General features: G+C 72.3%; 15 protein-coding genes and 1 pseudogene. 7 read left to right on the top strand and 9 right to left on the bottom strand.

Annotation, left to right across the window (positions count from 1 at the left end; genetic code table 11):
• Window position 1: 1 nt before the first annotated feature.
• The 8 genes from AB0L56_RS00535 to AB0L56_RS00500 are packed head-to-tail and all read right to left on the bottom strand — an operon-like array spanning window position 2 to window position 7,152.
• Window positions 2-1,999: an NADH-quinone oxidoreductase subunit L gene (locus AB0L56_RS00535; RefSeq protein ID WP_365417388.1), complete on the bottom strand. Its 1,998-nt coding sequence runs from the start codon at window positions 1,997-1,999 to the stop codon at window positions 2-4.
• On the bottom strand, window positions 1,996-2,403 hold the full coding sequence (gene nuoK / locus AB0L56_RS00530; protein ID WP_361031231.1) for an NADH-quinone oxidoreductase subunit NuoK: 408 nt from the start codon (window positions 2,401-2,403) through the stop codon (window positions 1,996-1,998). Before nuoK ends, AB0L56_RS00535 begins: the two co-directional genes overlap by 4 nt.
• Window positions 2,403-3,035, bottom strand: a complete 633-nt coding sequence (locus AB0L56_RS00525; RefSeq protein WP_365417385.1) for an NADH-quinone oxidoreductase subunit J — start codon at window positions 3,033-3,035, stop codon at window positions 2,403-2,405. Before AB0L56_RS00525 ends, nuoK begins: the two co-directional genes overlap by 1 nt.
• Window positions 3,032-3,583, bottom strand: coding sequence for an NADH-quinone oxidoreductase subunit I (locus tag AB0L56_RS00520; protein ID WP_361031225.1), 552 nt, complete (start codon window positions 3,581-3,583; stop codon window positions 3,032-3,034). Before AB0L56_RS00520 ends, AB0L56_RS00525 begins: the two co-directional genes overlap by 4 nt.
• Window positions 3,584-3,585: 2 nt before the next feature.
• A complete protein-coding gene (locus AB0L56_RS00515) occupies window positions 3,586-4,554 on the bottom strand; it encodes a complex I subunit 1 family protein (protein WP_361031222.1) in 969 nt (322 codons plus the stop codon).
• Entirely contained in the window at window positions 4,551-6,161 is a 1,611-nt protein-coding gene (locus AB0L56_RS00510; protein ID WP_365417381.1) for an NADH-quinone oxidoreductase subunit C, read from the bottom strand. Before AB0L56_RS00510 ends, AB0L56_RS00515 begins: the two co-directional genes overlap by 4 nt.
• Window positions 6,158-6,769, bottom strand: coding sequence for an NADH-quinone oxidoreductase subunit B family protein (locus tag AB0L56_RS00505; protein WP_361031216.1), 612 nt, complete (start codon window positions 6,767-6,769; stop codon window positions 6,158-6,160). Before AB0L56_RS00505 ends, AB0L56_RS00510 begins: the two co-directional genes overlap by 4 nt.
• Window positions 6,760-7,152, bottom strand: coding sequence for an NADH-quinone oxidoreductase subunit A (locus tag AB0L56_RS00500; protein ID WP_365417379.1), 393 nt, complete (start codon window positions 7,150-7,152; stop codon window positions 6,760-6,762). The genes AB0L56_RS00505 and AB0L56_RS00500 overlap by 10 nt, the downstream gene beginning before the upstream one ends.
• Before the next feature lie 238 nt (window positions 7,153-7,390).
• On the opposite strand from AB0L56_RS00500, the gene AB0L56_RS00495 reads away from it, so the two are divergent.
• From AB0L56_RS00495 to AB0L56_RS00465, 7 genes are all read left to right on the top strand, one after another.
• Entirely contained in the window at window positions 7,391-8,650 is a 1,260-nt protein-coding gene (locus AB0L56_RS00495; protein ID WP_365417376.1) for a sensor domain-containing protein, read from the top strand.
• 110 nt (window positions 8,651-8,760) lie between these two features.
• On the top strand, window positions 8,761-10,125 hold the full coding sequence (locus AB0L56_RS00490) for a sensor domain-containing protein (RefSeq protein WP_365417374.1): 1,365 nt from the start codon (window positions 8,761-8,763) through the stop codon (window positions 10,123-10,125).
• A 219-nt stretch (window positions 10,126-10,344) separates the two neighbouring features.
• Window positions 10,345-11,004: a response regulator transcription factor gene (locus tag AB0L56_RS00485; RefSeq protein ID WP_365418791.1), complete on the top strand. Its 660-nt coding sequence runs from the start codon at window positions 10,345-10,347 to the stop codon at window positions 11,002-11,004.
• 164 nt (window positions 11,005-11,168) lie between these two features.
• A complete protein-coding gene (locus AB0L56_RS00480; protein ID WP_365417372.1) occupies window positions 11,169-13,100 on the top strand; it encodes a 2-oxoacid:acceptor oxidoreductase subunit alpha in 1,932 nt (643 codons plus the stop codon).
• Window positions 13,093-14,151, top strand: coding sequence for a 2-oxoacid:ferredoxin oxidoreductase subunit beta (locus AB0L56_RS00475; protein WP_365417369.1), 1,059 nt, complete (start codon window positions 13,093-13,095; stop codon window positions 14,149-14,151). The genes AB0L56_RS00480 and AB0L56_RS00475 overlap by 8 nt, the downstream gene beginning before the upstream one ends.
• Window positions 14,152-14,337: 186 nt before the next feature.
• Complete coding sequence (gene rarD, locus AB0L56_RS00470) at window positions 14,338-15,351, top strand: EamA family transporter RarD (protein ID WP_365417367.1); 1,014 nt, start codon at window positions 14,338-14,340, stop codon at window positions 15,349-15,351.
• A 77-nt stretch (window positions 15,352-15,428) separates the two neighbouring features.
• Complete coding sequence (locus AB0L56_RS00465) at window positions 15,429-15,902, top strand: VOC family protein (protein ID WP_361031192.1); 474 nt, start codon at window positions 15,429-15,431, stop codon at window positions 15,900-15,902.
• Window positions 15,903-15,930: 28 nt separating this feature from the next.
• On the opposite strand, the pseudogene AB0L56_RS00460 reads toward AB0L56_RS00465, so the two are convergent.
• Window positions 15,931-16,662, bottom strand: a pseudogene (locus AB0L56_RS00460) (tetratricopeptide repeat protein); the annotation flags it as partial.
• Between the last annotated feature and the right edge of the window lie 788 nt (window positions 16,663-17,450).

The raw sequence follows: 17,450 nt of genomic DNA, 5'->3' as shown, positions 1-17,450 counted from the left end.
CTCACGCTCCCGTGGCGACGAGTACGGCGGCGACCGCGAGGACGACGGTGCCGGCGAGCAGCGCGCTCACATAGGTCTGCAGATTGCCGGTCTGGGCCCGTCGTACGGCGGCGCCGAGCCAGCGGGGCAGGGTTCCCGCGCCGCGTGCGTAGGTGTCGACGACCTCGCGGTCGAGGAACCGTACGAGGCTCGCGCCGGCGCGGACGGGGCGGACGAAGAGGGCCGAGTACACGGCGTCCAGGTGGAAGCCGACGGCCGCGTGCCGGTGCAGTGGTCCGAGCAGCAGCCGTCCGGGGTCCGACGGGTCGGGTGCGTACGCGATGTCTCCGTAGGCGGGTTCGTGGCTGGCGATTGCCTCGGCCTCGACCAGTCCGGCGTCGCCCCCGGTATGGGCGGCGACGGCGCCGAGCGGGACCCGGGCGGCCGCCTGGGCGGTGGTGTGCCGCCAGGCGGCGTAGGTGACGATGCCGCCGGCCAGGGCCACGCCCGTGCCGAGTACGGAGGTGGTGAGCGTCGGGGTCAGGTCGTGGCCGTCGAACCAGTCGGGCAGCACGCGGAAGGCGAGGCCGCCGAGCGCGAGGGACGGTACGGCGAGCACCCACAGCACCACGGTCATGGTCAGCGGCTGCCTGCCGTGGCCGGGGGCCTCGGTGCCGTGTCCGCGGAAGGCCAGCAGCCACAGGCGCATCGCGTACGCCGCGGTGAGCAGGGCGGTGACGAGGCCGGCGAGGAGGACGATCCAGCCCGCCGCGGCGGGGGCGTGTTCGGTGTGGCCGGTGACGACGTGTTCGGCGACCCCGAGGACGGCCTCCTTGGAGAAGAAGCCGCTGAACGGCGGGATCGCGGCGAGCGCGAGGAGTGCCACGGTCATCGTCCAGTAGGCGTCGGGGACGCGGTCGCGCAGGTGGCCCATGCGCGACATGGCGGCCAGCGAGTTGGTGCCGGCGGCGTGGATGATCACGCCGGCGGCGAGGAACAGCAGCGCCTTGAAGGCGCCGTGGGACAGGAGGTGGAAGACGGCGGCGCCGCGGTCGGCGACGGCGAGGGCGCCGGTCATGTAGCCGAGCTGGCCGATCGTCGAGTAGGCGAGGACACGTTTGATGTCGTCCTGGGCGAGGGTGGCGAGCGCCGAGCCGGTCATGGTGACGGCGGCCATGACGGCGAGGACGGTCATCGCGGCCTGCGAGGCCTCGAAGAGCGGAAGGAGACGCGCGATGAAGTAGACACCGGCGGCGACCATGGTCGCGGCGTGGATCAGCGCGGAGACGGGGGTCGGGCCCGCCATCGCGTCGGGGAGCCAGGTGTGCAGCGGGAACTGCGCCGACTTGCCGGCCACGCCCGCCAGGAGCAGCAGGGCGATCAAGGTGGGGTGTTCGATGCCGCCGTTCGCGACGGCGCCGAGGATCCGGGTGATGCGGAAGGAGCCGGCCTCGGTGGCCAGGGCGAACAGGCCGATGAGGAAGGGGACGTCGCCGAGCTTGGTGACCAGGAAGGCCTTGAGGGAGGCGGCGCGGGCCTCGGGGGTCTCCCAGTAGTGGCCGACGAGGAAGTAGGAGCAGATGCCCATGACTTCCCAGCCGACCAGCAGGACCATCAGGTCGCCCGAGTAGACGACCAGGAGCATCGCGGAGGTGAACAGGGAGACCAGGGCGGCGTAGGAGGGGTAGCGCGGGTCGTCGCGCAGATAGCCGGTCGAGTAGATCTGCACACAGCCGGCGACGACGGTGACCAGGACGGCGGTCAGCGCGGCGAAGCCGTCGATGTGCAGGGCGAGTTCGATGGGGACCGAGCCGGTCGGGGTGAGCTCGGTGGCGGCGTCCACCGCCCCGTCGCCGCCTTGGCGCGCGGCGACCAGGGCGGCCGCCGCGAGCGACACGAGTGTCGGCAGGACGGCGAGCGGGCGGACGAATCCGGGGGCGGTGCGCCCCAGGAGCAGCCCGGCGATCGCGCCGAGGAACGGAAGGAGGGGAACGAGGACGGCCAGGGTGGTCGTGGTCACGCGGTGGCCTCAGCCTTCTCGCCGGCAGCCCCGGGCGCGGGTGCTTCGCGGCCGGTGGCGTCGCTGTCGGGGTCGTCGGGCTCCTGGCCCTCGGCGGTGTCGCGGAGCTTGTCGATGTCCGAGGTGCCGCGGTTGCGGTACACGGCGAGGACGATCGCCAGGCCGATGCCGATCTCGGCGGCGGCGATGGCGATGGTGAACAGCGCCAGTGCCTGGCCGGAGTGCAGGGTGTCCTCGGCGGCCCGGCTGAGCCAGACGTCGAAGGCGACCAGGTTGAGGTTGACGGCGTTGAGCATCAGCTCGACCGACATCAGGACCAGGATCGCGTTGCGGCGGGCCAGGACGCCGTACAGGCCGGTGCAGAACAGGAGGGCGGACAGCACGGCGGGATAGGCGAGGTGCATCAGCGGGTCTCCTCCGTGTCGCGCCGGGTGGCGCTCGCTCGGGTCGCGGCGTCGGCCTTCGCCCTGCGGGACAGGACGATGGCGCCGACGAGGGCGGCGAGCAGGAGGACGGACAGTGCCTCGAAGGGAAGGACCCAGTGCTGGAAGAGGCTCGCACCGGTGACCTCGGTGGAGCCGGCGGGGGCACCGTCCAGGTCTATCCAGGTGGTCCGGAAGGCGTCCACGACCACCCACACCAGGGCGGCCGCGGCGGCGACGGACACGGCGAGGGCGACCCAGCGGTTGCCGGAGTCAGCGTCCGGTGAGCGGCCGATGGGGGCGCGGGTGAGCATCAACCCGAACAGGAGGAGGACGACGACGGAACCGACGTAGATGAGGACCTGCACCCAGGCGATGAACTCGGCGGTGAGCAGGAGGTACTCGACGGCGAGGCCGCCGAGGGCCACCACCAGCCAGAGGGCGGCGTGCACCAGTTGCCGGGTGGTGACGGTGATGATCGCGGCCCCGAGGGTGACCAGGCCGACGAGGAGGAAGGCGATCTCCACCCCGGCCGGGGAGAGGAAGCCGTGTGTCTCGGCGGCGGTGGTGGTCGTGGCATGCGCGGCCGTTCCGGCGGCTGCGGCGAGGGTCACGACTCCTCCTCCCGCTGTTCGGCCTGGGCGGCGGCGAGCTTGTCGGCGCTCTTGCGGGCGGCGGCGAGTTCCTTCGGCTCCTCGGCGCCGGGGTCGAGGGCGGGCGGGGCCGGAACCGTCCACATCCACTCGCGGAGCTTGTCGCGTTCATGGGTGAGGTCGCGGATGTCGGTCTCGGCGTACTCGAACTCCGGGGACCAGAACAGGGCGTCGAAAGGACAGACCTCGATGCAGATACCGCAGTACATGCACAGGGAGAAGTCGATGGCGAAGCGGTCGAGGACGTTGCGGCTGCGCTCGCGGCCGCCGGGGGCCGCCGCCGGGACCGTCTCCTTGTGGGAGTCGATATAGATGCACCAGTCCGGGCACTCGCGGGCGCACAGCATGCAGACCGTGCAGTTCTCCTCGAACAGGCCGATCACTCCGCGGCTGCGGGGCGGGAGGTCGGGCTGGGTGTCGGGGTACTGGTCGGTCACGGACTTCTTCGTCATCGTCCGCAGGGTGACGGCCAGGCCCTTGGCCAGACCGGAGCCGGGGAAGGGAGCCATGGTTACCGGATCACCACCTTGACAACGCCGGTGAAGGCGATCTGAGCGAGGGAGAGGGGGACGAGGAGGGTCCAGGAGAGCTTCTGGAGCTGGTCCTCGCGGAGGCGTGGGTAGGTGACGCGGAGCCAGATGACGACGAACGCGAGGACGGCGGTCTTCAGCAGGGTCCAGACCCAGCCGAGCCCGTCGGCGCCCCAGGGGCCGTGCCAGCCGCCCAGGAACAGGACGGTGGTCAGGCCGCACAGGACGACGATCCCGGCGTACTCGGCGAGGAGGAACAGGGCGAAGCGCAGGCCCGTGTACTCGGTGTACGCGCCGAAGATGATCTCCGAGTCGGCGACCGGCATGTCGAAGGGAGGCCGCTGGAGTTCGGCGAGGCCGGCGATGAAGAAGACCAGCGCGCCGGTGATCTGCCAGGGCACCCACCACCACTCGAAGGCGTCGAGGATGCCGACGAGGGAGACGGTTCCGGCCGCCATCGCCACCGAGGCGGCGGTCAGCAGCATCGGGAGTTCGTAGGCGAGGAGCTGGGCGGCGGTGCGCAGGCCGCCGAGGAGGGAGAACTTGTTGGCGGAGGCCCAGCCGGCCATGAGCGCGCCGAGGACGCCGACGCCCATGACGGCGAGCACGAAGAACACGCCCGCGTCCAGCACCTGGCCGACCGCGCCCTCGCCCGGGCCGATCGGGATGGCGAGCAGGACGAGGAGATAGGGCAGGAGGGCGACGGCGGGGGCGAGCTGGAAGATACGGCGGTCCGCGCCGGCCGGGACCACGTCCTCCTTCTGCGCGAACTTCACGCCGTCGGCGATGAGCTGGGCCCAGCCGTGGAAGCCGCCGGCGTACATCGGGCCGAGGCGGCCCTGCATGTGGGCCATCACCTTGTGCTCGGTCTGACCCACTATCAGCGGGAAGGTGAGGAAGACGACGAACACGACCAGGAGTCGCAGAGCGACGTCGAGCACGTCGTTCACCGCGGGCCTCCTGAGGGGTCTTCGGGGTTGGGGCTCTGGGGGTCGGTGGTCTGCGAGTCGCGGGTCTGGGGGTCAGTGGTCCGGGGGTGGTCGTCGCCGGTCTCGGAGGGGACGTCGGCGGCCGCCCGGGACCCACCATCTGCCTCGCCATCGCCCTGATCCTGGCCCCGGCCGCCCTCGGCCTCAGGCTCCGGTTCGGGGGCGGCCTCGCGGACGGGTCCGGTACCGGGTTCGGTGACCGTCCCGGCGTCGGGGCGAGGCCCGGCGTCCGGCTCGGCGGCGCGCTCCGGTTCCGGCTCGGCGGCGCGCTCCGGTCCCGGCTCCGTGTAGGCCGGGCGGGCGTGGTGCCAGGGGGCGTCCGTGCTGCGCGGGGTGACGGGCGGCTTCCGGTCGGGTCGGCCCTCGGCGGGGGCGGGCTTGCCGCCCGTTGCTGCGGCTTCGTCCGCGGCGGCACGTTGGCTCGCGGACCCCTCGGACGCGGTGCGCGCCCGGCGGGGGGCGGCGGGGGTGTCCGAGCGCTGCGACGCCGACCCCTCGCTCGCGCTCCGCGCCCGTCGCCGCGGACCCGCACCCGGCTCGGGGCGCGCTTCCCGCTCGGGGCGCGCCTCCGCCGACTGGCTCACGGAACCCTCCGCCGCCGTGCGCGACCGGCGCGGCGGGGTGGCGGCCCGGTCGGGGGTTTCCCCGGTGGGCGTCTGGCTCGCCGAGCCCTCCGCCGCCGTACGCGAGCGGCGTGGTGGGGTGGCGGCCCGGTCGGGGGTTTCCCCGGTGGGCGTCTGGCTCGCCGAGCCCTCCGCCGCCGTACGCGACCGGCGCGGCGGGGTGGCGGCCCGGTCGGGGGTTTCCCCGGTGGGCGTCTGGCTCGCCGAGCCCTCCGCCGCCGTACGCGACCGGCGCGGTGGAGCGGTGGGCCGGTCGGGGGTCTCCCCGGTGGGCGTCTGGCTCGCCGAGCCCTCCGCCGCCGTACGCGACCGGCGCGGTGGGCGGTCGCCGGCGGTGCGGGCCGCGCCGCGGGCCGGGCGGGTCGGGGCCGGGGGGAGCTGGCCCTTGAGGGGGCCCCATTCGTTCGGGTCGGGGACGCCGGGGGGCAGCATCTGCCGGCGCTTGGGGCCGCCGTGCTCGGACTCACCCGGTTCCTTGGCGCCGGGCCACGCCTTGGCGACCCGGGCCGCGAGGACGAAGTCCTTGCGCAGCGGGTGCCCCTCGAAGTTGTCCGGGAGGAGGAGGTGGTCCAGACCCGGGTGGTCCGTGAAGTCGACGCCGAACATCTCGTGCGTCTCGCGTTCGTGCCAGGCGGCGCCCGCGTAGACGTCCACGGCGGACGGCAGCGTCGGGGCGTCGTGCGGCACCGTGGTGCGCAGCAGCAGGCGCCGCACCGGGGCCAGCGCGGCGACGTGCGCCGAGACGCGGAAGCCCGTGCCGGGTTCGTCGACCGCGCTCAGCCAGTCGAAGAAGGTGCAGCCGAGACGGTCGCGCGCGGCCCGCAGGGCGGTGATCCAGGAGGCGGGCGGTACGTCGACGGTCAGGACGCCGTACGACTCCTCCGCCGTGGCCTCCGTACCGAAGAGTTCCCCGGTGTCGGCGGGGAGCCAGCCGACCGCGGTCATCGGCCCTCCCCCTCACCGGCCGGCGCCGGAGGCCGGACCAGTCCGCTCTGCAGCGCCGCCGCCGAGGGCCGCCCGCCGCCGGATCCGTACCGCTCCCCCAGCGACTCCCGGGCGATCTTCTCCTGAAGCTTCAGGATGCCCTGGAGCAGCGCCTCGGGCCGCGGCGGGCAGCCGGGGACGTAGACGTCGACCGGGATGATCTGGTCCACGCCCTTGGTGACGGAGTAGGAGTCCCAGTAGGGGCCGCCGCAGTTGCTGCACGCGCCGAAGGAGATGACGTATTTGGGCTCGGGCATCTGCTCGTACAGGCGCTTCACCGCGGGCGCCATCTTGTCCGTGACCGTGCCCGAGACGACCATCAGGTCGGCCTGGCGCGGCCCCGGGGCGAACGGGATGACGCCGAGGCGGATGAAGTCGTGCCGGGCCATCGACGCGGCGATGAACTCGATCGCGCAGCAGGCGAGGCCGAAGTTGAAGACCCACAGCGAGTAGCGGCGACCCCAGTTGAGGATCACCTTCATCGGCTCGGGCGCCAGCCGGGCGAGCGCGCCGAGCTGTTTCGGTTCCGGAAGCAGGACCGGCTCGGGGGCGGCAGGGTTCACGTCCATGTCAGGACGCCCTTCTTGTATGCGTACAGCAGACCCACGGCGAGGAAGCCGAGGAAGACGAACATCTCCACGAGGGTGGTCGCGCCGTAGCCGTCGGCGGCGAAGACGGTCGCCCAGGGGAACAGGAAGATCGAGTCGACGGCGAAGATCACGTAGAGGAAGGCGTAGACGTAGTAGCGGACCTGGGTGTGGGCCCAGCCCTCGCCGACGGGGTCGACGCCGCACTCGTACGTCAGGAGCTTCTCGGGCGTGGGCACCACCGGACGCAGCAGGCGTCCCGCCCCGAAGGCGACGGCGACGAACAGCAGGCCGACGGCGACGAGCAGCCCGACGACCGAGTAGGACTGGAAGTAGTCCGCCGCGACGACGGTCGTTTCCCGCACGTCCGAACCTCACTCCCTCGGATCGGCACCCGGGCCCATGTCTGTCCCGTGCCCTCGATCTCTGCCGGTGAACGCCGAACGCCCTGGTTCGACGATCTGTACGCACGGGAGTCTAGGCCCTGATAAAGGACCGGTAAGCAGCCCGTCTCCGGTCGGACGCGGGGGTGGGGATTTCCCCAGTGTCCGTCGGCGGTCCGCATCATGGCGCCGGCCCCCGGCTGCGGGCAGGCTGGGGCACATGACCGAACCTTTCGCGCCCCCGGGCCCGCCCGTGACGGCGTTGCCGGAACCGGCCGGGGCCGACGACGGCCCGCCGCCGGCCCGTTTCGCCTACGACGTGCACACCTGGAAGGAGATCGGGCATCTCCTGGCCAATCTGCCGGTGTCGCTCATCGGCTTCACCTACACGGTAACCATGCTGTTCACCGGTGCCGGGCTGGCCGTGACGGTGATTGGGCTCCCGCTGCTCGCCGTGGGGCTGGTGGGCGCGCGGCTGCTGGGCCGGCTGGAGCGGGCGCGGGCCAGGAAGCTGCTCGGGGTGCGGGTGGAGGAGCCGAGCCGGCTGCCGTGGCGCGGAGCCAGGAGGCTGTGGCCGCGGCTGTGGCTGGCGCTGAAGGATCCGGTGGGCTGGCGCACGGTGCTGTACGAGCTGATGCGGCTGCCCTGGGGGATCGTCACCTTCGTCGTCACGCTGACCGGTCTGTTCGTGCTGTGGCCGGTGCTGCCGTTCGTCGTACGGGCCCTGGCCAACGCGGACCGGGCGATGGTGCGCGGTCTGCTGTCGCCCTCCGACGAGCTGGAGCGGCGCATCGCCGAGTTGGAGTCCGACCGGGGTGTGGTGGTGGACACGGCGGCGGCGGACCTGCGGCGCATCGAGCGCGATCTGCACGACGGGGCGCAGGCGCGGCTGGTCAATCTGGCGATGGGGCTGGGGCTGGCCAAGGAGAAGCTGCTGGAGGATCCCGACGCCGCCGCGTCGATGGTGGAGGAGGCGCACGGCGAGGTGAAGCTGGCCCTGCAGGAGCTGCGGGACCTGGCGCGCGGTATCCATCCTGCGGTCCTGACCGACCGGGGGCTGGACGCCGCGCTGTCCTCCGTCGCCTCGCGCTGCACGGTGCCAGTGACGGTGACGGTCGACCTGGACGAGCGCCCGGCCGCGGCGATCGAGGGCATCGCCTACTTCACCGTCTCGGAGCTGCTGCAGAACGTCAGCAAGCACAGCGGCGCCCGGTCGGCATCGGTCGAGGCCTGGCGGTCGGACGGCCGGCTCTTCCTCCAGGTCCGGGACGACGGGCACGGTGGTGCGCGGATGGACGGCGGGACGGGCATGCGGGGCCTGGCCGACCGGCTGGACGCGGTGGACGGTCTGTTCGTCGTGGACTCGCCGGTGGGCGGTCCGACGACGGTGACGGCGGAACTGCCGTGGCGCGACCGTTCCGGCCACCTCGCCCCGAACGCGCGGACGGCCAGGAGGGCGCCCGCCCGCGGTAGGAGGTAGGGAAAACCCCCCGTCCAAGACTGCGCCGGACTCCATGGTCCGCCCACCTGCGGCGGAGCAGTCTGGAGATACGACAGCACAGCCTCCGGACGGGAAGAAGGACGACGCCGATGACCACGGAGTACGGACAGGGTTACGGGGTCCGCACGGAGCCCGGACATCCCGGGGGCGCCGGGGAACGGCGGCATCGGCTGCCGGCCGCGCTGCGGGCGCCGGTCGAAGGGCGCACATGGCGTGAGCTGGGGTATGTGCTGCTGAGCCTGCCGATCAGCGTTCTGCTGTTCACGTACGCGGTCACGATGGTGGCGCTGGGGGCGGGCCTGCTGGTGACGTTCCTCGGCGTGCCGGTACTGGCGGCGGCGCTCGCCGGCTGCCGCGGCCTCGGGTCGGTGGAGCGGGCGCGGGCGCGGGGGCTGCTGGGCCTGGAGGTGGGCGAGCCGGAGCCGCTGCGAACCCGGCGGAACGGGCTCATGGCGTGGGTCGGCGCCGTACTCAAGAGCGGCGCCTCCTGGCGGTCCCTGCTCTACGCGGTGCTGCAGCTGCCGTGGGCGGTGCTCTCCTTCACGGTCACCGTGACGCTCTGGTCGCTGGGCTGGACGCTGCTGACGTATCCGCTGTGGTTCTGGGTCTTCCCCGCGTACGCCGGGCAGGACGGCCTACAGCTGTACGGCGACGAAACCCACCGGGTCTATCTGGACAACCCGTTCGAGATCACGGTGACGGCGGGGGTGGGGCTGCTGTTCACGCTCGCCACGCCGTGGATCGTGCGGGCGCTGACGATGGTGGACCGCCTGATGGTGCACGGGCTGCTCGGTCCGTCCCGGCTGGTCACGCGGGTGGTGGAGCTGGAGTCGGACCGTGGGGTCGTGGTGGACACGGCGGCGGCGGACCTGCGGCGCATCGAGCGGGATCTGCACGACGGGGCGCAGGCCCGGCTGGTGGCGCTGGCCATGGATCTGGGTCTGGCGAAGGAGAAGCTGCGGGAGGACCCGCGGGTCGCGGCGCAGATGGTGGACGAGGCGCACGGCGAGGTGAAGACGGCCCTGCAGGAGCTGCGGGACCTGGCGCGCGGTATCCATCCTGCGGTCCTGACCGACCGAGGTCTGGACGCGGCGCTCTCCTCGGTCGCCTCGCGGTGCACGGTCCCGGTGCAGGTGGAGGTGGACCTCACGGAGCGGCCCGCGCCGGCCATCGAGGGCATCGCCTACTTCACGGCCTCGGAGCTGCTGCAGAACATCAGCAAGCACTCGCGGGCCACCTGGGCGGCCGTGGAGGTGTGGCGGTCGGAGAACCGGCTGATGCTCCAGGTCGTGGACAACGGGGTGGGTGGCGCCGACACCTCCCGGGGTTCCGGACTGTCGGGTCTGGCGGAGCGGCTGGACGCGGTGGACGGGATCCTGGTGGTGGACTCCCCGGCCGGCGGGCCGACCCGGGTGACCGCCGAACTGCCGTGGCGCGCGGAGGGGACCCGGTGACCACGGACCCGGACACGGACTGAACGTCTCCCGGAAACGCCGGGCGGGCGCGCACCCGCCCCGCTCACCGGACGGGCAACCCTGATGACACTCCCCAATCGCGTTGCCCGGGCCCGTCCCACCGGCGGATGCTGGAATGCTGGACCTGTTCACGACCGGACCCGCCAGAAGGGCGGGCCCGGCGCAGTCGTGTGGGGGGCGAGGGACGTGGAGGACAGGGTGCGGGTGGTCATCGCCGAGGATTCGGTGCTGCTGCGGGAGGGCCTGACCCGATTGCTGACCGACCGGGGGCACGAGGTCGTGGCCGGTGTCGGCGACGGCGATGCGCTGATCAAGACCATCGACGAGCTGGACGGCCAGAACCTGCTCCCGGACGTCGTGGTGGCGGACGTACGGATGCCGCCGACGCACACGGACGAGGGCGTGCGGGCCGCGGTGCAGCTGCGCAGGACGCATCCGGGTGTCGGGGTGCTGGTGCTCTCGCAGTACGTGGAGGAGCGGTACGCCACGGAACTGCTCGCCGGTTCCAGCCGGGGCGTCGGCTATCTGCTGAAGGACCGGGTGGCCGAGGTGCGCGAGTTCGTGGACGCGGTGGTGCGCGTCGCCGAGGGCGGTACGGCGCTGGACCCGGAGGTCGTCGCGCAGCTGCTGGGACGCAGCCGTAAGCAGGACGTGCTCGCTGGGCTCACCCCGCGCGAGCGGGAGGTCCTCGGGCTGATGGCCGAGGGGCGGACGAACTCGGCGATCGCCAGGCAGCTGGTGGTCAGCGACGGTGCGGTGGAGAAGCACGTCAGCAACATCTTCCTGAAGCTGGGGCTCTCCCCGAGCGACGGCGACCACCGGCGGGTCCTGGCGGTTCTCACCTACCTCAACTCCTGAGGCGTGACCTCCTGAGGACGTGCGATAAGCCCAGTGGGACGTCCGATGTGGTGTCCAACATGCGAATGACCCCAGGAAGGCGACCCTTACGGTCGTAGGGTTGATCCGGGGATGGCCTGCGGGAAGGCCGTCCCGGACAGCCGCCCTCGAGGAGGTCCAGTTCAGTGACCAGGCAGGTCAGCAGCACGGCCGAGCAGGCCGACGGAGCAGTCGTAGGAGAGCAGCGCGAAGCGGCGGACACGAAGGGTGTCCGCCGGCTCGACCGAGTGATCATCAGGTTCGCGGGGGACTCGGGTGACGGCATGCAGCTCACCGGAGACCGTTTCACGTCGGAGACCGCGTCGTTCGGCAACGATCTGTCGACGCTGCCGAACTTCCCGGCCGAGATCCGCGCGCCCGCCGGCACTCTGCCCGGTGTCTCGTCCTTCCAGCTGCATTTCGCCGACCATGACATCCTCACGCCCGGCGACGCCCCCAACGTGCTGGTCGCGATGAACCCGGCGGCGCTCAAGGCGAACATCGGCGATCTGCCGCGCGGCGCGGAGATCATCGTCAACACGGACGAGTTCACCAAGCGGGCGATGCAGAAGGTCGGCTACGACGCGTCCCCGCTGGAGGACGGCTCGCTGGACGGCTACCAGCTGCACCCGGTGCCGCTGACCACGCTGACGGTGGAGGCGCTGAAGGAGTTCGACCTGACCCGCAAGGAGGCCGAGCGCAGCAAGAACATGTTCGCGCTCGGGCTGCTGAGCTGGATGTACCACCGGCCCACCGAGGGCACGGAGAAGTTCCTGAGGTCGAAGTTCGCCAAGAAGCCGGATATCGCGGAGGCGAACATCGCGGCCTTCCGGGCGGGCTGGAACTTCGGTGAGACCACGGAGGACTTCGCGGTCTCCTACGAGGTGGCGCCGGCGGCGACGGCGTTCCCGCCGGGTGTCTACCGCAACATCTCCGGGAACCTGGCGCTGGCCTACGGGCTGGTCGCCGCCTCCCGGCAGGCGGATCTCCCGCTGTTCCTGGGCTCCTATCCGATCACTCCGGCGTCGGACATCCTGCACGAGCTGAGCCGGCACAAGAACTTCGGTGTGCGCACCTTCCAGGCCGAGGACGAGATCGCCGGTATCGGGGCGGCGCTGGGCGCGGCGTTCGGCGGGTCGCTGGCGGTGACCACGACCTCCGGCCCCGGTGTGGCGCTCAAGAGCGAGACGATCGGTCTGGCGGTGTCGCTGGAGCTGCCGCTGCTGATCGTGGACATCCAGCGCGGCGGCCCGTCCACCGGCCTGCCGACCAAGACGGAGCAGGCGGATCTGCTGCAGGCCATGTACGGCCGCAACGGCGAGGCGCCGGTCCCGGTCGTCGCGCCGCGCACTCCGGCCGACTGCTTCGACGCCGCCCTGGAGGCGGCGCGGATCGCGCTGGCCTACCGCACTCCCGTCTTCCTGCTCTCCGACGGCTATCTGGCCAACGGCAGCGAGCCGTGGCGGATCCCGGAGCTGGAGGAGCTGCCCGATCTGCGGGTGCAGTTCGCGCAGGGCCCCAATCACGCCCTGGACGACGGCACCGAGGTGTTCTGGCCGTACAAGCGTGATCCGCAGACCCTGGCACGTCCCTGGGCGGTCCCCGGCACGCCGGGTCTGGAGCACCGCATCGGCGGCATCGAGAAGCAGGACGGCACGGGCAACATCTCCTACGACCCCGCCAACCACGATCACATGGTCCGCACCCGCCAGGCCAAGGTCGACGGCATCGAGGTTCCGGACGTGGAGGTCGACGACCCGGACGGGACCGCGCGGGTGCTGGTGCTCGGCTGGGGCTCGACCTACGGCCCCATCACGGCGGCCGTGCGGCGGCTGCGTGCCGCCGGGGAGCCGGTCGCCCAGGCCCATCTGCGGCATCTGAACCCCTTCCCGCGCAACCTCGGGGAGGTTCTCAAGAGATACGACAAGGTGGTGGTCCCCGAGATGAACCTCGGGCAGCTCGCCACTCTCGTCCGGGCGAGGTACCTGGTCGACGCTCGCTCGTACAACCAGGTCAACGGCATGCCGTTCAAGGCGGAGCAGCTCGCCGCGGCGCTGAAGGAGGCCATCGATGACTGACGCCAACGCGCTGCTCCAGCTCGTCCCCAAGGCCGAGGGCAAGCAGTCCATGAAGGACTTCAAGTCCGATCAGGAGGTGCGCTGGTGCCCCGGCTGCGGCGACTACGCCGTGCTCGCCGCCGTGCAGGGCTTCATGCCCCAGCTGGGCCTGGCGAGGGAGAACATCGTCTTCGTCTCCGGCATCGGCTGCTCCTCCCGCTTCCCGTACTACATGAACACCTACGGGATGCACTCCATCCACGGCCGTGCCCCGGCCATCGCCACCGGCCTGGCCGCCTCCCGCCGGGACCTGTCCGTCTGGGTCGTCACGGGTGACGGCGACGCCCTGTCGATCGGCGGCAACCACCTCATCCACGCCCTGCGGCGCAACGTCAACCTCAAGATCCTGCTCTTCAACAACCGGATCTACGGGCTCACCAAGGGCCAGTACTCCCCCACGTCCGAAGTTGGCAAGATCACCAAGTCGACGCCGATGGGGTCCCTCGACGCGCCCTTCAACCCGGTGTCGCTGGCCCTCGGCGCCGAGGCCTCGTTCGTCGCCCGCACCGTCGACTCCGACCGCAAGCACCTCACCGAGGTGCTGCGCCAGGCCGCCGACCATCCCGGCACGGCGCTGGTGGAGATCTACCAGAACTGCAACATCTTCAACGACGGCGCGTTCGAGGTCCTCAAGGACCGGCAGCAGGCCGAGGAGGCCGTGATCCGCCTGGAGCACGACGAGCCGATCCGCTTCGGCGCCGACGGTTCCAAGGGCGTCGTGCGGGACCAGCGAACCGGTGACCTGAGGGTGGTCACGGTGACACCGGAGAACGAGGCAGAGATCCTGGTCCACGACGCGCACGGTGCGTCCCCGACCACCGCGTTCGCCCTGTCCCGGCTCGCGGACCCCGACACCCTGCACCACACGCCCATCGGCGTCTTCCGTTCGGTCGACCGGCCCGTCTACGACACCCTCATGGCCGACCAGCTCGACGCCGCCATAGAGCAGAACGGCAAGGGCGACCTCGGCGCGCTGCTGGCCGGCGGCGACACCTGGACCGTCGTCGGCTGAGCCGCGTCACGGTTCGGAGCCCTGGGCCCTCCGCCCTCCCACCCCCGCCCGTCATGACCGTCTGCCGGTACGGACATGACACGCGGGGGTGTCCGGCGTTAACGTCGTCCGGCGAGCATCGCGCGCGTTCGGCGCGCATCGCGGATACAGGGCATGCGACATGCGACAAGGCACGAGGGAGGGCCCGTGACCGGGAAGTCGGCCGCAGAGCGGCGGATAGGACTGCTGAACGGCTTCGCGGCGTACGGCATGTGGGGGCTCGTGCCGCTGTTCTGGCCCCTGCTGAAGCCGGCCGGGGCCGTGGAGATCCTGGCCCACCGGATGGTCTGGTCGCTGTTCTTCGTGGCCGCCGCCCTGCTCGTCGTCCGCCGCTGGGCCTGGCTCGGTGAGCTGGTGCGGCAGCCACGCAGGCTGGCGCTGATCACGGTGGCCGCGGCGGTCATCACGGTCAACTGGGGCGTCTACATCTGGGCCGTGAACTCGGGGCATGTCGTCGAGGCCTCGCTCGGCTACTTCATCAACCCGCTGGTCACCATCGCGATGGGCGTGCTGCTGCTGAAGGAGCGCCTGCGGCCCGCACAGTGGGCGGCGGTCGGCATCGGCGTCGCGGCGGTGCTGGTCCTCACCATCGGTTACGGCCGGCCGCCGTGGATCTCGCTCTGTCTCGCGTTCTCGTTCGCCACGTACGGGCTGGTGAAGAAGAAGGTCAACCTCGGCGGTGTCGAGTCGCTGGCCGCCGAGACGGCGATCCAGTTCCTGCCCGCCCTCGGCTTCCTGCTGTGGCTGGGCGCCCGGGGCGAGTCGACCTTCGCCGCCGAGGGCGCCGGACACGCGGTGCTGCTCGCCGCGACCGGACTGGTCACCGCGCTCCCCCTGGTCTGCTTCGGTGCCGCCGCGATCCGCGTGCCCCTGTCCACGCTGGGGTTGCTGCAGTACCTGGCGCCCGTGTTCCAGTTCGTGCTCGGCGTCCTCTATTTCAAGGAGGCCATGCCGCCCGAGCGCTGGGCCGGTTTCGCGCTGGTGTGGCTGGCGCTGACCCTGCTGACCTGGGACGCGCTGCGCACCTCCCGCCGGACCGCGCGGGCCCTGGCCGACGGCCGCGCCCCGCTGGCGACCGCCACGGCTCCGGTGGCTGCCGAGCGGAGCCCGGAGGGCGTACCCGCCGCGCCCGAGGCGGACGCGCTGGGGACGAGGCCGTAGGGGGCTGTCGCGCACCACGCGCGGCGCGGGCGCCGAGCCGCCGGGCGTTGTCAGCGCCGGGCTCTATAACTGGTGCCATGACGCAGACACCGACTCCGGCCACGCCCGTGCACTGGAAGGTCGTCATCGACGCGGCCGACCCCCACGCGCAGGCCGACTTCTGGGCCGCCGCCCTCCGGTACGTGGTGGAGGACCACAGCGCGCTCATCGGAAAGCTGCTCGGCGCGGGAGCGGTCCCGGCCGAGCTCGTCACCGAGTCCCACGGCCGCCACGCCTGGCGCGACCTGGCGGCGGTACGGCACCCCGACGACCCCTATGACGAGGAGAGCGGCACCGGCCGCGGGCGGCGGCTGCTCTTCCAGCGGGTACCGGAGGAGAAGACGGTCAAGAACCGGCTGCATCTCGATCTGCATCCCGGTGAGGGGCGCCGCGAGGAGGAACTCGCCCGGCTCGAGGAGCTCGGTGCGCGGGTGCTGAGACAGGTGGACGAGCCTTCCGGGAGCTGGCTGGTGATGGCCGACCCGGAACTCAACGAGTTTTGCCTGCACTAGGGACACGCGCGCGTCGGAACGGGGCCGGTCAGGTCTGCTGCGTGCGAGCGCGTTCGGTCAGGCGGCCCATGCGGGCGCGGGCGGATTCCAGTTCCTCCATCTCGTCGGCGGCGGGGCCGCCCTCGGTGGTGAGCTCGGTCCACAGCGCGATCAGTTCGTGCCCGAGCTCCAGTCCGATCTGCGGGTCGCGCACCGCGCGCCATGCGGTGGCGGCGCTGCGGACGTTGCCGTAGGCGGCCTCGGCGTCCTGCGCGCGGCGGCAGATCCGGGCGAGGTCGAGGGAGAGGCGGAAGGCGCGCAGCGGTTCACCGGCCAGGTAGGCGATGTACGCCGTGAGTTCACGCAGGCGGAGCACCTCGGGGTGTTCCGGCCCCAGGGTGGCTGACGCCTCCGTCACGGTCTCCTCCGCCAGGCGGGCGGCCGTGTCGATCCGGCCGGAGCGGACGGCGTCGTTGACCCGCGCCATGGGCACGGCGAGGTGGTTCTCGCCGGATCCGGCGAGGGGCTCATCCCCGAGCACCGCCTCCGCCACGGCGTCGAACCCACGGGGCGGCGTGGGCTTGGTGTCAGCGTCCGGCATGACGTCCGACATGCGGTCCGGCTCCGGCTCGGGCTCTCGCTCCCGCTCCTGCTCCGCGGGGTGGGGCCTCACATCCATGGGCGGGGGCGGACCGAACTCGCCGGTCGGGGGCACGACCGTGCCCGGCGGCGTGCCCTCCGCCTGCCCGGGCACGGCCCGCAGCTCGAACGTCGGCACGGCGTCCCGGGGAGCGCGTGGCTCGGGGACCGGCCGCAGCTTGTAGGTGGGGGTCGCATCCCGCACGGCATCCGGCTCCGCCGGCGCCTGCGCTCCCGGCAAGCGACGCAGAAGGTGCGTCGCCCGGTCGGCGTCGGCCCCACTCCCCCGCCCGGCCTCCACACCGGGCGCGGACTCGGCCCCGGAGACGGGCTCCACACCCCGCGTGGACTCCGACCCCGGCACGGGAAGCGCGCCCGGCACGGGATGCATGCCTGGCACGGGCCCGGCACCTCGCACAGGCTCCGCTCCCCGCACGGACTCCGGTCCGGGCACGGGGCCCCCACCCCGCAAAGGCCCAGCACCGGACGTCGGCTGCGGGCCCGGAGCAGACTGCGATTCCCGAGCAGGCTCCGACCCCCACCCGGGCTCCGATCCCGGCGCGGGCTCGACACCCTGCACAGGCTCAGCACCGGGCGCCGGCTGCGGGCCTCGCGCAGGCTCCGCTCCCCGCACGGACTCCGGTTCCGACGCCGGGCCCCGACCCCGCACAGGCTCAGCACCGGACGTCGGCTGCGGGCCCCGTACAGACCCGGCACCCAGCCCCGACTCCGGTCCCCACGCGGGACCCCCACCCCGCACAGGCTCAGCACCAGGCGCCGGCTGCGGGCCTCGCGCAGGCTCCGCTCCCCGCACGGACTCCGGTTCCGACGCGGGGCCCCGACCCCGCACAGGCTCAGCACCGGACGTCGGCTGCGGGCCCCGTACAGACCCGGCACCCAGCCCCGACTCCGGTCCCCACGCGGGACCCC

This window comes from Streptomyces sp. NPDC052079, from assembly GCF_040680275.1.
GTDB lineage: Bacteria > Actinomycetota > Actinomycetes > Streptomycetales > Streptomycetaceae > Streptomyces.
This window is presented reverse-complemented; position numbering and strand designations above follow the sequence as displayed.

Bases quoted from the DNA above. Each gene is read 5' to 3' on its own strand.
- nuoK (WP_361031231.1), bottom strand. From the start codon at position 2,403: ATGCACCTCGCCTATCCCGCCGTGCTGTCCGCCCTCCTGTTCTGCACC.
- AB0L56_RS00520 (WP_361031225.1), bottom strand. From the start codon at position 3,583: ATGGCTCCCTTCCCCGGCTCCGGTCTGGCCAAGGGCCTGGCCGTCACC.
- AB0L56_RS00510 (WP_365417381.1), bottom strand. From the start codon at position 6,161: ATGACCGCGGTCGGCTGGCTCCCCGCCGACACCGGGGAACTCTTCGGT.
- AB0L56_RS00505 (WP_361031216.1), bottom strand. From the start codon at position 6,769: ATGGACGTGAACCCTGCCGCCCCCGAGCCGGTCCTGCTTCCGGAACCG.
- AB0L56_RS00495 (WP_365417376.1), top strand. From the start codon at position 7,391: ATGACCGAACCTTTCGCGCCCCCGGGCCCGCCCGTGACGGCGTTGCCG.
- AB0L56_RS00490 (WP_365417374.1), top strand. From the start codon at position 8,761: ATGACCACGGAGTACGGACAGGGTTACGGGGTCCGCACGGAGCCCGGA.
- AB0L56_RS00475 (WP_365417369.1), top strand. From the start codon at position 13,093: ATGACTGACGCCAACGCGCTGCTCCAGCTCGTCCCCAAGGCCGAGGGC.
- AB0L56_RS00465 (WP_361031192.1), top strand. From the start codon at position 15,429: ATGACGCAGACACCGACTCCGGCCACGCCCGTGCACTGGAAGGTCGTC.